This window comes from Burkholderia sp. Ac-20365 (genome assembly GCF_017104715.1).
GTDB lineage: Bacteria > Pseudomonadota > Gammaproteobacteria > Burkholderiales > Burkholderiaceae > Paraburkholderia.
In genome coordinates this window covers 123,401-139,154 of record NZ_JAAGPI010000026.1, presented here as the reverse complement: position 1 = coordinate 139,154, position 15,754 = coordinate 123,401, and the positions used below count along the sequence as shown (strand labels likewise).

The 15,754-nt window shown below is 63.2% G+C and carries 13 protein-coding genes; 8 read left to right on the top strand and 5 right to left on the bottom strand.

Translation table 11 applies throughout. The features are described 5' to 3' along the window. The first annotated feature begins 429 nt into the window (after window positions 1-429). From apbC to G3O01_RS31885, 8 genes are all read left to right on the top strand, one after another. Entirely contained in the window at window positions 430-1,518 is a 1,089-nt protein-coding gene (gene apbC, locus G3O01_RS31920) for an iron-sulfur cluster carrier protein ApbC (RefSeq protein WP_205810967.1), read from the top strand. 136 nt (window positions 1,519-1,654) lie between these two features. Continuing rightward, window positions 1,655-2,188 (top strand): superoxide dismutase family protein, encoded by a 534-nt coding sequence (locus tag G3O01_RS31915; protein ID WP_205810966.1) that lies wholly within the window; start codon window positions 1,655-1,657, stop codon window positions 2,186-2,188. A gap of 295 nt (window positions 2,189-2,483) precedes the next feature. Next, complete coding sequence (dcd, locus tag G3O01_RS31910) at window positions 2,484-3,053, top strand: dCTP deaminase (protein ID WP_036003461.1); 570 nt, start codon at window positions 2,484-2,486, stop codon at window positions 3,051-3,053. A gap of 85 nt (window positions 3,054-3,138) precedes the next feature. Beyond that, entirely contained in the window at window positions 3,139-5,421 is a 2,283-nt protein-coding gene (locus G3O01_RS31905) for an arginine/lysine/ornithine decarboxylase (protein WP_205810965.1), read from the top strand. Beyond that, window positions 5,421-6,143 carry a lysozyme inhibitor LprI family protein gene (locus tag G3O01_RS31900; RefSeq protein ID WP_346779233.1) on the top strand — a complete coding sequence of 241 codons (723 nt, stop codon included), beginning with the start codon at window positions 5,421-5,423 and terminating at the stop codon, window positions 6,141-6,143. The genes G3O01_RS31905 and G3O01_RS31900 overlap by 1 nt, the downstream gene beginning before the upstream one ends. A gap of 277 nt (window positions 6,144-6,420) precedes the next feature. Beyond that, entirely contained in the window at window positions 6,421-7,098 is a 678-nt protein-coding gene (locus G3O01_RS31895) for a CsgG/HfaB family protein (protein WP_205810963.1), read from the top strand. Between the two features lie 31 nt (window positions 7,099-7,129). Further along, window positions 7,130-7,495 carry a DUF4810 domain-containing protein gene (locus tag G3O01_RS31890; RefSeq protein ID WP_205810962.1) on the top strand — a complete coding sequence of 122 codons (366 nt, stop codon included), beginning with the start codon at window positions 7,130-7,132 and terminating at the stop codon, window positions 7,493-7,495. A gap of 2 nt (window positions 7,496-7,497) precedes the next feature. Then, window positions 7,498-8,172: a DUF799 domain-containing protein gene (locus tag G3O01_RS31885; protein WP_205810977.1), complete on the top strand. Its 675-nt coding sequence runs from the start codon at window positions 7,498-7,500 to the stop codon at window positions 8,170-8,172. A gap of 69 nt (window positions 8,173-8,241) precedes the next feature. On the opposite strand, the gene G3O01_RS31880 is transcribed toward G3O01_RS31885, so the two are convergent. The 5 genes from G3O01_RS31880 to ppc all read right to left on the bottom strand — a co-directional run bounded on the left by G3O01_RS31880 (window position 8,242) and on the right by ppc (window position 15,683). Then, window positions 8,242-9,162, bottom strand: coding sequence for a bestrophin family ion channel (locus G3O01_RS31880; RefSeq protein WP_205810961.1), 921 nt, complete (start codon window positions 9,160-9,162; stop codon window positions 8,242-8,244). A gap of 196 nt (window positions 9,163-9,358) precedes the next feature. Beyond that, window positions 9,359-10,765 (bottom strand): argininosuccinate lyase, encoded by a 1,407-nt coding sequence (gene argH, locus G3O01_RS31875; protein WP_205810960.1) that lies wholly within the window; start codon window positions 10,763-10,765, stop codon window positions 9,359-9,361. Between the two features lie 138 nt (window positions 10,766-10,903). Continuing rightward, window positions 10,904-11,707 (bottom strand): helix-turn-helix transcriptional regulator, encoded by an 804-nt coding sequence (locus G3O01_RS31870; protein ID WP_205810976.1) that lies wholly within the window; start codon window positions 11,705-11,707, stop codon window positions 10,904-10,906. A gap of 194 nt (window positions 11,708-11,901) precedes the next feature. Beyond that, a complete protein-coding gene (locus G3O01_RS31865; protein ID WP_205810959.1) occupies window positions 11,902-12,054 on the bottom strand; it encodes a hypothetical protein in 153 nt (50 codons plus the stop codon). Window positions 12,055-12,593: 539 nt separating this feature from the next. Continuing rightward, window positions 12,594-15,683 carry a phosphoenolpyruvate carboxylase gene (ppc, locus tag G3O01_RS31860; RefSeq protein WP_205810958.1) on the bottom strand — a complete coding sequence of 1,030 codons (3,090 nt, stop codon included), beginning with the start codon at window positions 15,681-15,683 and terminating at the stop codon, window positions 12,594-12,596. Window positions 15,684-15,754 lie beyond the last annotated feature (71 nt).

Sequence of the window (15,754 nt, the reverse complement as noted above, 5' to 3'; positions counted from 1 at the left end):
CCCTTGCCGCCGCCGAAGATCGCGCCGAGGGCGGCGCCCGTGCCCGCACCGACGCCGGTGCCGACGGCCGTGTCCGTGCCTTGCTGGGTCGCGCAGCCGCCGAGCAGCGCACCGACGACAGCCAATGCCGACAGACGGGTCATGATTTTTGCATTCATTCCTGGATCCTCTCTTCAAATAAACGGTCGACAGATGCATGGGCTCGCGTAGCGCGCCGACAGCCGGAAAGGGTCTTCCGGCAGGCCCCGGCGTCAGCCACTACAATGACGACTAGGCAGGCGGCGATTCGGCCCTATTGCAAAACTTGCGCGGCAAGCGTGCCTATGAGATGGGTTTTAGGCAATGCCGCCTAACAATTTCTTTCAATATTTCAGACGCGTGGCGCTGACTTCGATCGCGCACCGCGCCGAGCGTTCCCACGGAGACTCAATGAGCATCGATCGGGCTATGGTAGACGCGGCCCTCGCGGCCCTCACCGACCCTAACACCCAAAAGCCCTTCGCGGCAGCGAAGAACTTCAGGAACGTCAGCGTCGATGGTGCCACGGTCGGCGTCGACGCGGTACTCGGCTATCCGGCCAGGCGTCAGTTCGACGCGATCCGCGCGCTGGTCGAGCAGGCGTTGCGGGAGGTCCCCGGTGTCGGCGAAGTCCGCGTGCAGGTGTCGCAGGACATCGCCGCGCACACCGTTCAACGCGGCGTCAAACTGTTGCCGAACGTGAAGAATATCGTCGCTGTGGCGTCGGGCAAGGGCGGCGTCGGCAAGAGCACGACGGCGGTGAACCTGGCGCTGGCACTCGCGAGCGAGGGCGCTTCCGTCGGCATTCTGGACGCCGACATCTACGGCCCGTCGTTGCCGATGATGCTCGGCATCGAAGGCCGTCCCGAGTCGCCCGACGGCCAGTCGATGCACCCCATGACAGGCCACGGCGTGCAGGCGAACTCGATCGGTTTTCTGATCGAGCAGGACAACCCGATGGTGTGGCGCGGCCCGATGGCCACGTCGGCGCTCGAACAGCTGCTGCGGCAGACGAACTGGAAAGATCTCGACTATCTGATCGTCGACATGCCGCCGGGAACGGGCGACATCCAGCTGACGCTGTCGCAGCGCGTGCCTGTGACGGGCGCCGTGATCGTGACGACGCCGCAGGACATCGCGCTGCTCGACGCGAAGAAGGGCCTGAAAATGTTCGAAAAAGTGGGCATTCCGATTCTCGGCATCGTCGAGAACATGGGCCTGCATATCTGCTCGAACTGCGGCCACGAAGAGCATATCTTCGGCACGGGCGGGGCAGAGCGGATGTCGAAGGAGTATGGCGTCGAGGTGCTCGGCAGCCTGCCGCTGGATATCGCGATCCGGGAGCAGGCCGATTCCGGCACGCCGACGGTCGTCGCGGATCCGGACGGCCGGATCGCCGAGATCTATCGTTCGATTGCGCGCAAGGTGGCGATCCACATCGCCGAGCGCTCGCGCGACATGAGCTCGAAATTTCCGACCATCGTCGTCCAGAACACATAAGGGCTGCGCGGAACCGAACAACGCTTCAGGAGCGGGGAGAAAGGGGGCCGAATGCGGCCCCGCTCGCGGTATCATGTCGGCTTCATCAGGTCCGGCAACGCGGTCGCGGGGACGGCCGGCTCGACAAGAGGATCGCATGAGAAAACGAATCGGCGGCGAGGCGATCAAGACCATCGTCGTCCTGGCTGCGGCCAGCGCCCTGCTGTCGGGGTGCATGGGCTTTCTGAAGCCACAGGAGAAGCGCGCTGACGCGCAACTGCTGCCGACACTGGGCAACCAGGCGCGCGGCATGGTGACGTTCATCGAGCGTTCGGATGGCGTGCAGGTCACGTACAACCTGACGGGCTTGCCGCCCAACAGCGATCACGCACTGCAGGTTCACGAGCGCGGCGACTGCAATTCCGCTGACGGCTCGGGTGCGGGCGCCGTGTTCGCGCCTGCTGCGGAGCGCCTGAAGTCGGGCACGCGCGTCGAAGGCGATCTCGGCAATATTCACGCGGATGCGGCGGGCGTGGCGGCGGGTTTCATCGTCGCGCCGGATGTGTCGCTCGACGGCGTGCGCTCCGTGTTGCAGCGCGCCGTGCTGCTGCATCGCGAAGCCTCCGATCCCTACGCCTATCCGCAACATGGCGCCGGTCCCGCGCTCGCTTGCGGACTGATCCGCCAGTAAGCCGGCTTTCCTGCTGTCCGCAGTCCTGCTTCTTTCCCGTTTGCCAATCGTTTGCGCCGTGCGCCAACAGCCCGTTTCCGCTTCACTCCCGCATTCATCTGTTTTGCATTACCGCGAGCCGTGAAGGCCGGTATGCGCCGTGTCATTTGCGTATCTGCACAGGCGATTCATCCCGCATCGGGCACGCGGGCCCGGTTCGCGTAAAATAAGCGCCTTTCGTCCGGCGGCATGCGTCGCACAAGCCGCGCGCAAGCGTCAGCCGGCCCGATTTCACCCCCGTCAGCAGCGTTCACCTATGAGCATCAAATCCGACAAGTGGATCCGGCGTATGGCCGCAGAGCACAAGATGATCGAGCCGTTCGCGCCAGGCCAGGTGCGCGCGACGGAAGACGGTCGCAAGATCGTCAGCTACGGCACGTCGAGCTACGGTTACGACATCCGCTGCGCCGACGAATTCAAGATCTTCACGAACATCAATTCGACGATCGTCGATCCGAAGAACTTTGACGAGAAATCGTTTGTCGATTTCAAGGGCGACGTCTGCATCATCCCGCCGAACTCGTTCGCGCTCGCGCGCACGGTCGAATACTTCCGCATTCCGCGCAGCGTGCTGACGGTGTGTCTGGGCAAATCGACGTATGCGCGCTGCGGCATCATCGTCAACGTGACGCCGTTCGAGCCGGAATGGGAAGGGCACGTTACGCTCGAATTCTCAAATACGACACCTTTGCCTGCGAAAATCTACGCGAACGAAGGCGTTGCGCAGGTGCTGTTCTTTGAAAGCGACGAGATTTGCGACGTGTCGTACGCGGATCGCGGCGGCAAATATCAAGGACAGCATGGCGTGACGTTGCCGAAGACGTAACGTTAAGCGCGCATTGAATCACCAGGTATCCGGGTGACCGCTGCGCAACATTGAGCAGCGGTCGTTCTTTTTGGAGAATCGCCCCATGAAGTTTCGTTTCCCCGTCGTCATCATTGACGAAGATTTCCGCTCCGAGAACATTTCAGGTTCCGGCATCCGGGCGCTTGCCGAGGCCATCGAGAAAGAAGGCGCGGAAGTGCTGGGTCTCACGAGCTATGGCGATCTGACCTCGTTCGCGCAGCAGTCGAGCCGCGCGTCGTGCTTCATCCTGTCGATCGACGACGACGAACTGCTGCCCTACGTCGAGAACGGCGACGGCGAAACGCCCGACGTCGCGCCCGCGATCCTCGATCTGCGTGCGTTCGTCGAAGCCGTGCGCAAGCGCAACGCGGACATCCCGATTTTCCTGTACGGCGAAACACGCACCTCGCGCCACCTGCCCAACGACATCCTGCGCGAACTGCACGGCTTCATCCACATGTTCGAGGACACGCCGGAGTTCGTCGCGCGCCACATCATCCGCGAGGCGAAGGTGTACCTGGATTCGCTCGCGCCGCCGTTCTTCAAGGAACTGGTGCAGTACGCGGACGAAGGCTCGTACTCGTGGCACTGCCCGGGCCACTCGGGCGGCGTCGCGTTCCTGAAGAACCCGCTTGGTCAGATGTTCCACCAGTTCTTCGGCGAGAACATGCTGCGCGCGGACGTCTGCAACGCCGTCGACGAACTCGGCCAGCTGCTCGATCACACCGGCCCCGTTGCCGCTTCCGAGCGCAACGCGGCGCGCATCTTCAGCGCGGATCACCTGTTCTTCGTGACCAACGGCACGTCGACGTCGAACAAGATCGTCTGGCACGCGACGGTTGCACCGGGCGACATCGTGCTGGTGGACCGCAACTGCCACAAGTCGATCCTGCACGCGATCACGATGACGCACGCGATCCCCGTGTTCCTCACGCCGACGCGCAATCACTTCGGCATCATCGGCCCGATTCCGCGTGATGAATTCAAGCCGGAAAACATCCGCAAGAAGATCGAAGCGAATCCGTTCGCGCGTGAAGCGCTGGCAAAGAACCCGAAGGTCAAGCCGCGCATTCTGACCATCACGCAGAGCACGTACGACGGCGTGATCTACAACGTCGAAATGATCAAGGATCTGCTCGGCGATCTGCTCGACACGCTGCACTTCGACGAAGCGTGGCTGCCGCACGCCGAGTTCCACGACTTCTATCAGGACATGCACGCGATCGGCGCGGGCCGTCCGCGCACGGGCGCGCTGGTGTTCGCGACGCACTCGACGCACAAGCTGCTCGCGGGCATCTCGCAGGCATCGCAGATTCTCGTGCAGGACAGCGAGAACAGCACGTTCGACCGCCATCGTTTCAACGAGGCGTATCTGATGCACACGTCGACGTCGCCGCAATACGCGATCATCGCATCGTGCGACGTGGCCGCGGCGATGATGGAGCCGCCGGGCGGCACGGCGCTCGTCGAGGAATCGATTGCCGAAGCGCTGGATTTCCGCCGCGCGATGCGCAAGGTCGACGCCGAATACGGCGACGACTGGTTCTTCAAGGTCTGGGGCCCGGAAGAACTGGCGGAAGAGGGCATCGGCTCGCGCGACGACTGGATGCTGCGTCCGAACGACCGCTGGCACGGCTTCGGCCCGCTCGCGGACGGCTTCAACATGCTCGACCCGATCAAGGCGACGATCATCACGCCGGGGCTCGACGTGGACGGCGAATTCGGCGAGACGGGCATTCCCGCTGCCATCGTCACGAAGTATCTGGCGGAGCACGGCATCATCGTCGAGAAGACGGGGCTGTACTCGTTCTTCATCATGTTCACGATCGGCATCACGAAGGGCCGCTGGAACTCGATGGTCACCGAACTCCAGCAGTTCAAGGACGACTACGACAACAACCAGCCGCTGTGGCGCGTGCTGCCCGAGTTCGTCGCGCAGCATCCGGCGTACGAACGCATCGGCCTGCGCGATCTGTGCGAACAGATCCACAGCGTCTACCGTGCAAACGACATCGCGCGCCTGACGACGGAGATGTACCTGTCGAGCATGGAACCGGCGATGAAGCCGTCCGACGCGTTCGCGAAGCTCGCGCATCGCGAGATCGACCGCGTGCCTATCGACGAACTGGAAGGCCGCGTCACGTCGATCCTGCTGACGCCGTATCCGCCGGGCATTCCGCTGCTGATTCCGGGCGAGCGCTTTAACCGCACCATCGTCAACTATCTGCGTTTCGCGCGTGAGTTCAACGAACGCTTCCCGGGCTTCCATACGGATATCCACGGGCTGGTCGGCGAAACCATCAACGGACGCATCGAGTATTTCGTCGATTGCGTGCGCGATTCCTGATCATGAAGACGGTATTGCGCTTGCCGTCGTGGCGTCGTGCCCGCGCTGTCGCGGGCGCGGCGTTGCTCGCCGTGTGGCTGGCCGCGCCTGGCGCGGCACACGCCGAAGTCGCGGCGGCCGATCCCATCGACGCATCGATGCGCACGTGTCTCGCGCGCGCGGACATGTCGTCGACGGTCGGGCAGGTGCAGTGCATGGACGCCGCGCGGCTCGCGTGGCAGACGTCGATGGATCAGTCGTTGCAGCAGTTGTTGTCGAAAGCCCCCGACGCGCAGCGCAAGAAGTGGGAAGAGAGCCAGAAACGCTGGAAGGTCTGGCGGGAGGCCGACGGCAAGCTGCTCGGCGCCATACTGGCAACGACGCGTGGCACGTCGTATCAGCTCGCGGGCGCGGACATGCTATTGCAGCCGGTGCGCGATCGCGCGCTCGCGCTGCGTACGGCAGCAGCCGAATCGGGCAAGCAGGATCCGAAGAAACGCCCGCGTGCCTGCTCGTTCGACGCGCAATGCGAACACGCGACGTTCGACCTCAATCGCTATTACCGGCGTCTGCATGCGAAGCTGCCTTCGCACGCGCGTCCGCTGCTCTCGCGCGCGCAACGCGCGTGGACGGCTTACCGCGATGCGACCGTACCGCTGATGGACGCGCGCTCGCAGATCGATATCATCGGCGCGCGTGTCGCGCAACTCAAACGCATGGGCGATACGGCCGGCAACGATTAAGCGCGCCGCTTGCCGATAGCGGTGCCTTCACGCGCTTCGCTACGTACTGGTTACTCCGGATAACTTATCTTTTTACGCGTATGCGCAATGCATGCGTGTTTGCTTGCGCGCGTTGACAACGCGCAAGCCGTCGCCGCCCGATCCCACATAGTCCTCAAGTTGCATCGGTGATTGCCGTTACAAGGTATTACCAGAGCGCGCGCGTGACGTGCGATTGCTGCATGCCCGTCCCGCAGGCACTGGGAATCCAAGTCATACTTTGAGCGGGATCAGTACTTTGAAACCAACTACAACCATCACACTGCTCGTCGCCGCGGTCGTTAGCGCGGCACTGAGCGGATGCGCGACGGAAGCGTCGCGCGCGCTGCCGACGCCGGAAGTCAGCAGCGCACAAGTCCCGTATGCGGGCAAGCCGGTCGCCGTTTCCGTCGGCAAGTTCGACAACCGGTCGAGCTACATGCGCGGCATCTTCTCCAACGGCATCGACGTCGTCGGCAGCCAGGCGAAGACCATTCTCGTCACGACCTTGCAGCAAAGCCGGCGCTTCTCGGTGCTCGAGCGCGACAACATGGCTGAGATCGCGCAGGAAGCGTCGCTAGCAAAGAAGACCCAGAAGCTCAAGGGCGCAAGCTATGTGATTACCGGCGACGTCACCGAGTTCGGCCGCAAGGAAGTCGGCGATCACCAGCTGTTCGGCATTCTTGGTTCGGGCAAGAGCCAGATTGCCTATGCGAAGGTCAGCCTGAATATCGTCGATACGACGACGTCAGAAGTGGTCGCATCGAGCCAGGGCGCGGGCGAATACAGCCTGTCGAATCGTGAAGTGATCGGCTTTGGCGGCACGGCGTCATACGACTCGACGCTCAACGGCAAGGTGCTCGATCTGGCCATCAAGGAAGCCGTCAATCACCTGGTGCAGCAGGTCGACGCGGGCGCGTTGCAGGCGTCGAAGTAATACCGATACGAGAGATTTCCGAGGAACCACAATGAAAAAAGAAAAATGGCTGACGGGCCTCGCCTTGCCCGTCGCGGCGGCGTGCGCGCTGCTCACGGGGTGCGCGAATACGACGAAGAGCGTGGCGCTCTATCAATGGGACGGCTACCAGCCGCAGGTCTACGAGTACTTCAAGGGCAAGAACAGCCCGCAGCAGCAGATCGATGCACTCGAAAAGGCCGGTCAGCAGATCGCCTCGAAGGGCGCCGCGGTGCCGCCGGGTTTCCATGCGCACCTGGGCATGCTGTACGCGAGCGTCGGCAACGATCAGCGGGCAAAACAGGAGCTGCTCGCCGAGAAGCAGTCGTTTCCTGAGTCGACCGTGTACATGGACTTCCTGTTGAGCAAATTCCAATAATGATGAAACGCTATCTCTCACTCAAGCTGATCGCTGCAATGTCCGTGCTGGTGGCGCTCACGGCGTGCGTATCGAAACCCGCGCGTCAGATGGACTACACCGCGTTTCGCAACAGCAAGCCGAGCACGATTCTCGTGCTGCCGCCCGTCAACGATACGACCGACATAGGCGCCGGCTACAGCATGTTGTCGCAGATGACGATGCCGCTCGCGGAAGGCGGCTACTACGTGGTGCCTGTCGTCGAGATGGAAGAGACGTTCAAACACAACGGGCTGACCAACGCGAACGATATCCAGAACGTCGCGCCCGACAAGCTGCGCAGCATCTTCGGCGCAGACGCCGCGGTGTACACGAAGATCTCGCAGTACGGTTCGAAGTACATGGTGATCGACAGCACGACGGTGGTGACGGCCAGCGCGAAGCTCGTCGACCTGCGCTCGGGCAATACGCTCTGGTCAGGTGCGGCGAGCGCGACGGGCAAGGAACTCGGCGGCAACGTCAATGTGAATGCTGGGCTGATCGGCGCGCTGGTGCAGGCGGCCGTCAAGCAGGTTGCGCATTCGCTCACCGACGAAGCACACGACGTGGCCGGTCTGACGAGCAGGAAGCTGCTGTCGAGCGGCGGCCCGAATGGCTGGTTGTACGGTCCGCGTTCGCCGAGGTACGGCACGGACTAAGCTTCAGGTGAACGGTGCGGTTCACGTCGTGCAGACGCACCCGTGAACCGCGCACGATGTGCTCATGTATCAGGTGAGCACGTGTCCTTCTCTCACGCCCATCTTTTGCAGCGAAGGCTGTCCAAGCAGATCGCGCGCCGCGTCTTCGATGAAAGCGGACAGGGCATCCAGCGCGAGGTCGTTGTCGTCGGTGCCGAACGGCTCTTCGATCTGCGATGCGATCGCATCGAGCGCCATGAACGTGTACGCGACGAACACCGAAAACAGCGGCGTGAACACACCGACGCTTTCGACCAACCCAAACGGCAGCGCCGCGCAGAAGAAATAGACGGTGCGGTGAATCATCACCGAATACGCGAAGGGCAGCGGCGTCGAGACGATGCGCTCGCAGCCGCCGAGCACATCCGACAATCCATTCAGATTCCGGTCGATGGCCTGCACGGTCCATGCGTCGAGCTTGCCGTCGCGCGCCTGACGCTGCACCCATTCGCCGAGCCAGAGCATGATCGTGGCGGGCCGGTAGCGCGAGTGCATCACGCGTTCGAAGAGTGCTGGATCGAGCCGGCTCGACAGATCCTGCGACGGATCGGTGCCGCGCAACTGATGCCGCAACGCGTGCCCGAACGCGGCCAGCGCCTGCACGAACGCGTGCGTTTCGTGGACGTCGATCTGGCTCGTCGACATCGTCAGCACCTGGCGCGTGAGCGAGCGCGTTTCATTCAGCAGCCGTCCCCATAGCTTGCGCGCTTCCCAGTAGCGGTCGTAGCTTGCGCTGTTGCGAAAGCCGAGAAAGATCGCCAGCGCGATGCCGATCAGCGAGAACGGCGTCGTGGTCATGTTGACGGTGATCTTCAGCAGATGCTCGTGCACGCCGAGCGCGACCAGCGAGATCAACAGAATGAGGCACAGGCGCGGCAGCAGTTCGGGCAGCACGGAACCGCGCCACGCGAGCAGCATGCGGAACCAGTGGAGTTGCGGACGGATGATCATGACGGAGAGCGGATAAAGCGGACGGTTGCCGAGATAGTAGCCGACGAGGCGTCGCGGCAGAAAGAGAGTGGGGCGGCTAATTGTCCCTGCATGGCAGCGCAGCGCCGTGAGGCCGGCGTTGCAGGCAATTCGTGCGAAAAGAAAAAGGCGAACTCTCGTCAGAGAGTTCGCCTTTCAGAAGTCCGACCGAAGCGGCTTAGCTAAGGGCAACGCGTGCTGCAGCGATGGCGGCGCGCACCTGATCCGGCGCCGTGCCGCCCGGATGATTGCGGCTTGCCACCGAGCCCTCGAGCGTCAGATAACCGAACACATCTTCGCCGAGCAGCGAAGCGACGTTCGGCAACTCAGCTTTCATTTCGTCGAGCGAGAGATCGGCCAGATCGCAGCCGCGCTGTTCGCAGAAGCGCACCGCGTGTGCGACCGCTTCGTGCGCGTCGCGGAACGGCAGGCCGCGCTTGACGAGGTAATCGGCGAGATCGGTTGCCGTCGAGAAGCCTTGGAGCGCAGCCGCGCGCATGTTCTCGGCCTTCACCGTGATGCCCGCGACCATTTCGGCAAAGATGCGCAGCGTATCGGCGACGGTATCGACGGTATCGAACAGCGGTTCCTTGTCTTCCTGGTTGTCCTTGTTGTACGCGAGCGGCTGGCCTTTCATCAGCGTCAGCAGCGCCATCAGATGGCCGTTCACGCGGCCCGTCTTGCCGCGCGCGAGTTCGGGCACGTCCGGGTTCTTCTTCTGCGGCATGATCGACGAGCCGGTGCAGAAGCGGTCGGCGATATCGATGAAGCCGACGCGCGGGCTCATCCACAGTACGAGTTCTTCGGAGAAGCGCGACACGTGCGTCATCACCAGTGCCGAAGCTGCTGTGAATTCGATCGCGAAGTCGCGGTCGGACACGGCGTCGAGCGAATTCGCGCAGATGCCGTCGAAGCCGAGCGTCTTCGCCACCGCGTGGCGATCGATCGGATAGCTGGTGCCCGCGAGCGCCGCTGCGCCGAGCGGCAGGCGGTTCACACGCTTGCGGGTGTCGAGCATGCGCTCGGCGTCGCGCGAGAACATTTCGACGTAGGCGAGCAGATGATGGCCGAACGTGACGGGCTGCGCGACCTGCAGGTGCGTGAAGCCCGGCATGATCGTGCCGGCGTTCTTGTCAGCCAGATCGAGCAGCGCCACGCGCAGATCTTTCAGCAGACCGCCGATGCGGTCGATCTCGCCGCGCAGCCACAGGCGGATGTCGGTCGCGACCTGGTCGTTGCGCGAGCGGCCCGTGTGCAGGCGCTTGCCGGCGTCGCCGATCAGCGCGGTCAGGCGCGCTTCGATGTTCAGGTGCACGTCTTCGAGGTCGAGTTGCCATTCGAACTCGCCGCGTTCGATTTCACCCTTGATCTGCGCCATGCCGCGTTCAATGGCCGCGAGGTCGTCGGCGCTGATGATCTTTTGCGCGGCCAGCATCGACGCGTGCGCGAGCGAGCCTTCGATATCGACGAACGCGAGGCGCTTGTCGAAGAAGACCGACGACGTGTAGCGCTTGACGAGTTCCGACATCGGCTCGGAGAAGCGAGCCGACCAGGCTTCGCCTTTTTTATGCAGTTGGGACGTCATGGTGATGGGCAGTGTGCGAGTGAAGACGCGGACGGCGCGGCATGGATGGCAAATGCGAGCCCGATGCTGCGACGTCTCGAAGGAGACAACGATTTTAACATCCGCCGCGCGGCCGGCTTTTTGCGCGATGCAGCGGGATCATTCGCGCACCAGCACGACGAGTTTCAGGTCTTCGCGGTGCGCGGGCTTGAAGGTGATCTGGTTGAAGACGACGTGGCCGTCGCGCGGATGATTGAAGCGGCGCTGGCCGCCTTCGCGCTCGTTGACGTCCTGCGACGCCCAGAAGCGGGCGAACGCGTCGCTGGCGGCGGAGAGGGCGTCGATCAGCGAGCGCGTGGGCGCATCGTTCTGATGGCGGATCGAATCGGCGCGATATTCGGCGGCGAGGCGCCGCGCGCGGATTTCCCAGTCGACGATCAGATTGCGCGCCTCCGGCGACAGGAACGTGTAGCGCAGCAGATTGCGGTCGTGATCGCCGTCCAGCCAGCCGACGAACAGGTCTGCCGCTGGTTCGTTCCACGCGAGCGCGGTGAACTGGCGATCGAGCACGTAGGCGGGCGCGTTCACGAGCTGCACGGTTTTGAGCAGCAGCGCGGGGGTATCGGTGGCGTCGAGGTCGGGTTCGGCGGGGTCGCGCTGCGCGGCGAGTTCGAACAGATAGGCGCGTTCGGCGCGTGAGAGCTGCAACGCGACGGCGATACGTGCCAAAGCATCCGCCGACGCGGACACGGGGCGGCCCTGTTCGATCCACGTGTACCAGGTGGGGCTGACGCCGCACAGCTGCGCGACTTCTTCGCGGCGCAGGCCGGGCGTGCGGCGGCGCGGACCGGGCGGCAGACCGACGGCCTGTGGCGACAGGCGTTCGCGATGAGCGCGGATGAAGTCGCCGAGCGCGCGGGCAGGCGATGCTTCGAGCGGCGGCGGGGCGGAATCGGCGGGCATGGGTGTAGGTGACACTGCGTGTGGCTGGTTGTTTCAATACCAGAATAATTGGTTGGTTTGTACTGGTACAGAGTGGGGTATTTTAGCGGCTTGCGCTGGGGTTCTGTATTAGGTTTTGCTTTTTGCTTTCTTGGTCGCTGGCATCCGCGGTTTGGTATCGGTGCTTCACGCGTTGCCCCTGTGCGGGGCGGCACCTACTTTTCTTTGCCGCGGCAAAGAAAAGTAGGCAAAAGAAAGCCGCTGAACACCGCCCGTTCTTGTAGTTGCCCACGGGCCCCCAACTGCCCCATCCTGTTCGCGGCATCGCTCTTCTCGATGCCCGCTGCCAGCGCTTCGAACTGGCTCATCACCCGCTTCATGCTCCCGCGTCGCGGCCCGCGCGATCAGATTGTCCACGTTCTATAGCGGCAAACTGTGTGTAGGCTGTCGCGGCGTACACGCATCACTCCGGACTGAAAAACACGATCGGTGTCGTAAGAGCGCCGACGCGTGCGCTACTACGACCTGCACACAGTTTGCCACCTGGGCGGCGGTGACCAGTCGCTGCCGCTGGCTGCGTTACGGGTGATTGAAGCGGGTGAGGCGCCCATTCAAGGCGCTGGCAACGGGCATTGAATGGCAGAACGCCGTGTGAAGTGGAGGAACTGTTGGGGGCCCTCAGGCGGAGGTCAAGAACGGGCGGTGTTAGCCCGCTTTCTTTGCTTACTTTCTTTGCGGCGGCAAAGAAAGTAAGTGCCGCCCCGCACAGGGGCAACGCCTGAAGTACGAAGGCATATCGCGGATGCCAGCGAACAGCGAACAGCGAAACCAAACCAAACCAAACCAAAGAAAAACGGCGGCCTCAAACAAGAGAACCGCCGTCCGCAGGACAAGAAAAACCCCGATATCAGCCAGTATTCCTCAACCCAGCCGCAATCCCATTGATAGTCAAATGAATCCCGCGCCGCACGCGGACGTTGTCGTCCCCAGCGCGATGGCGCTTGAGCAATTCAACTTGAAGGTGATTCAAAGGATCGAGATAAGGAAAGCGGTTCTTGATCGACCGCGCGAGCAAAGGATTATCGGCAAGACGCTCTTTCCGGCCGGTAACCTCGGTGAGCACGTTAGAAGTCCGCTCCCACTCGGCAACAATGCGTTCAAACACATGCTTGCGCAGCTTCTTATCAGAAACAAGCGCGGCATAACGCGAAGCCACAGCAAGATCAGTCTTGGCAAGCACCATGTCCATATTGGACAGAAGATTCGAGAAGAACGGCCACGCCTTATGCATCTTGCGCAGCAAATTCAACCGACGCTCACGCTCGGCCAGCGACCCAGCATCCTCAAGCCAGCCAGCGACCGCGCTGCCAAACCCATACCACCCCGTCAGCAGCAAGCGGCATTGCCCCCATGAAAAACCCCATGGAATCGCGCGCAAATCTTCGATCTTGCGTTGCTTCGGATCCTGCAGCTTGCGCGAAGCCGGACGGCTGCCGATGTTCAACTCGGCAATTTCCGCAATCGGCGTCGAGGAGAAGAAGTAGTCTGTGAAGCCCGGCGTCTCGTAGACGAGTGCACGGTACGACGCCATCGCCGCATCCGACAGCGTCTGCATCACCTCTTCGAACTCGGGCAACTGCGACGGCGCATTGCCGTGCGGCAGCAACGACGCTTCGAGCGTCGCGGCCACGACCGTCTCCAGATTACGCAGGCCGATCTCCGGATTGCCGAACTTGCTTGCGATCACCTCGCCCTGTTCCGTCAGACGGATCTGGCCATCGACGGTACCCGGCGGCTGCGAAAGAATAGCCTGATAGGTCGGGCCGCCGCCGCGTCCCACCGTGCCGCCCCGGCCGTGGAACAGGCGCATCGTGATGCCGCGCTCGTTGAAGAGCGACACCAGTGCCAGTTCCGCGCGGTACAGCTCCCAGTTCGACGTCAGGAAACCGCCGTCCTTGTTGCTGTCCGAATAGCCGAGCATCACTTCCTGCTCGTTGCCCTGGTTCTCGATGATCGCATCGATCCCCGGCAGCGCCATCAGGTCGCGCATGATGTGCGGCGCGTTGCGCAAGTCGGGAATCGTTTCGAACAGCGGAATCACCATCAGGCCGGCGCGCGCCGGATCGACGGGACTGCCCAGCGAGCCTTGCAGCAGGCCCGTTTCCTTTTGCAGCAGCATCACTTCGACCAGATCGCTCACCGTCTCCGTGTGCGAAATGATGTAGTTGCGCACCGCGCGCGCGCCGAACTTCTCGCGCGTCACGCGTGCCTGCTCGAGTACGCCAAGCTCGCTCTTCACGAGATCCGAGTACTCGACATACGGCGAGCGCAACAGGCGCGGCTGCGCGAGTTCCGCGAGCAGCACGCGCAGCTTGTCGGCTTCGGAGAGCGCCGCGTAATCGTTTTCGACGCCCGCGCGGCGCAGCAGCTCCGCAATCACCGCTTCGTGAATATCCGAACTCTGGCGCAGGTCGATGCTCGCGAGGTGGAAACCGAATACTTCGGCCGCGCGCGTGAGCGGCGACAGACGCGGCGTCGCCAGCGACGCACCATGATGCTCGGCCAGCGAATCAATCAGCACATGCAGGTCACGCACGAACTCGGACGAATCGTCGTAGGGCGTGGCGCGAATTTTCGGCGCGCCGGGGCCGGCGCTACGCAGCGGCACCACGCCTTCGCCGAGCCGCACGCGCGCGCTCGCGCCAAGCCGCGTGTAGATGCCGATCAGCGCGCGCCGGTACGGCTCGTCCGTGCGGTGCGGCGAGTGATCGGGCGACGCTTCGGCGAGCGCCTTCAGTTCATCGCTTGCGCCCGCCAGCAGGTTCGACACCGATAGCTCGGCGCCCAGCTTGTGCACCTGCTCCAGATAGTGTTCGAAGATCACCGCGGCCTGGCGCGTGATCGCGTTTTCGAGCGTCGCGCCCGTCACGTTCGGATTGCCGTCGCGATCGCCGCCGATCCAGCTGCCCATCTGGAAGAAGGGCGGCAGGCGTGCATCGAGACCATGCTCGACGAGCGCTTCCTCGATATCGGCGTAAAGCTGCGGAATCTCTTCGAGGAAGGTCGCGCGGTAATACGACAGCGCGTTCTCGATTTCATCGGCGACGGTCAGGCGCGAGTCGCGCAGCATGCGCGTCTGCCACAGCGACGTCACGCGCGCGCGCAACAGCGACTCGTTCTGCAGACGCTCGCGCGCCGTCAGCGGCTGGTCGCGTTCGGCCAGCAGTCGCGCGATGTCGTGCTGCGCGTCGAGAATGCTCTTGCGTTGCACTTCCGTCGGGTGCGCCGTCAGCACGGGGACGATCAGCGCGTCGTTGAAGAACTGCTGCAGCACGGGCGTCGCGGCGGCGTTCGCTTCGACGAGGCGGTCGAGCGCGTGCGCGATCGTGCCCGGTTGCGAGGTCGAACCAGCCAGATCGTGAATGCGGTGGCGGCGGTTGCGATGGCGGTCTTCAGCAATGTTGGCGAGGTGCGAGAAGTAGCTGAACGCGCGCACCACGCTCACCGTCTGTTCGGGCGACAGCGCGCGCAGCTTCTTGTCGAGCGCCTGCGCGGCGACACTGTCGTCCTCGCGACGAAAACGCACAGCCGTCTGACGAATCGCCTCGACGACGTCGAACACGGCATCGCCTTCCTGCTCGCGCACCACGTCGCCGAGCAGCCGGCCCAGATAGCGGATGTCTTCGAACAGCGGCTGGTCCTTGTCTTCACGGGTGCGGGCGTTGTCCTTCACCTGCGGCGCCACGCCATTCTTCGGTTCTTTCGACGCGCGCGCGGTCTCCTGCTTGCCGGCGCTTTTCATTCGTTTCGCGGCGCCGTTGGCGGGCGCCTTGGTCTTCGAGGATTTGCCGGTTTTGCCGGAGTCGAGGGCTTGCGTTGCTTTCAGGGCCTTGGCGGCCTTGACGACGGAAGCGGCGGGAGCGGCCGATGCTGTCTTGGCAGCATCGGGCGAGGCAGTAGTGCGGCGGGCAGGGCGCGCCGATCCGGAAGACGTCACGATGTTTCCTCAGAGAAGCCAGGGTCTAAAGAATGGTGAACTGCAACTGCGGGTACTGCGGAGAACCATGC

Coding starts and splice junctions, on each gene's coding strand:
- apbC (WP_205810967.1), top strand. CDS start 430: ATGAGCATCGATCGGGCTATGGTAGACGCGGCCCTCGCGGCCCTCACC.
- G3O01_RS31915 (WP_205810966.1), top strand. CDS start 1,655: ATGAGAAAACGAATCGGCGGCGAGGCGATCAAGACCATCGTCGTCCTG.
- dcd (WP_036003461.1), top strand. CDS start 2,484: ATGAGCATCAAATCCGACAAGTGGATCCGGCGTATGGCCGCAGAGCAC.
- G3O01_RS31905 (WP_205810965.1), top strand. CDS start 3,139: ATGAAGTTTCGTTTCCCCGTCGTCATCATTGACGAAGATTTCCGCTCC.
- G3O01_RS31890 (WP_205810962.1), top strand. CDS start 7,130: ATGAAAAAAGAAAAATGGCTGACGGGCCTCGCCTTGCCCGTCGCGGCG.
- G3O01_RS31885 (WP_205810977.1), top strand. CDS start 7,498: ATGAAACGCTATCTCTCACTCAAGCTGATCGCTGCAATGTCCGTGCTG.
- G3O01_RS31880 (WP_205810961.1), bottom strand. CDS start 9,162: ATGATCATCCGTCCGCAACTCCACTGGTTCCGCATGCTGCTCGCGTGG.
- argH (WP_205810960.1), bottom strand. CDS start 10,765: ATGACGTCCCAACTGCATAAAAAAGGCGAAGCCTGGTCGGCTCGCTTC.
- G3O01_RS31870 (WP_205810976.1), bottom strand. CDS start 11,707: ATGCCCGCCGATTCCGCCCCGCCGCCGCTCGAAGCATCGCCTGCCCGC.
- G3O01_RS31865 (WP_205810959.1), bottom strand. CDS start 12,054: ATGAGCCAGTTCGAAGCGCTGGCAGCGGGCATCGAGAAGAGCGATGCC.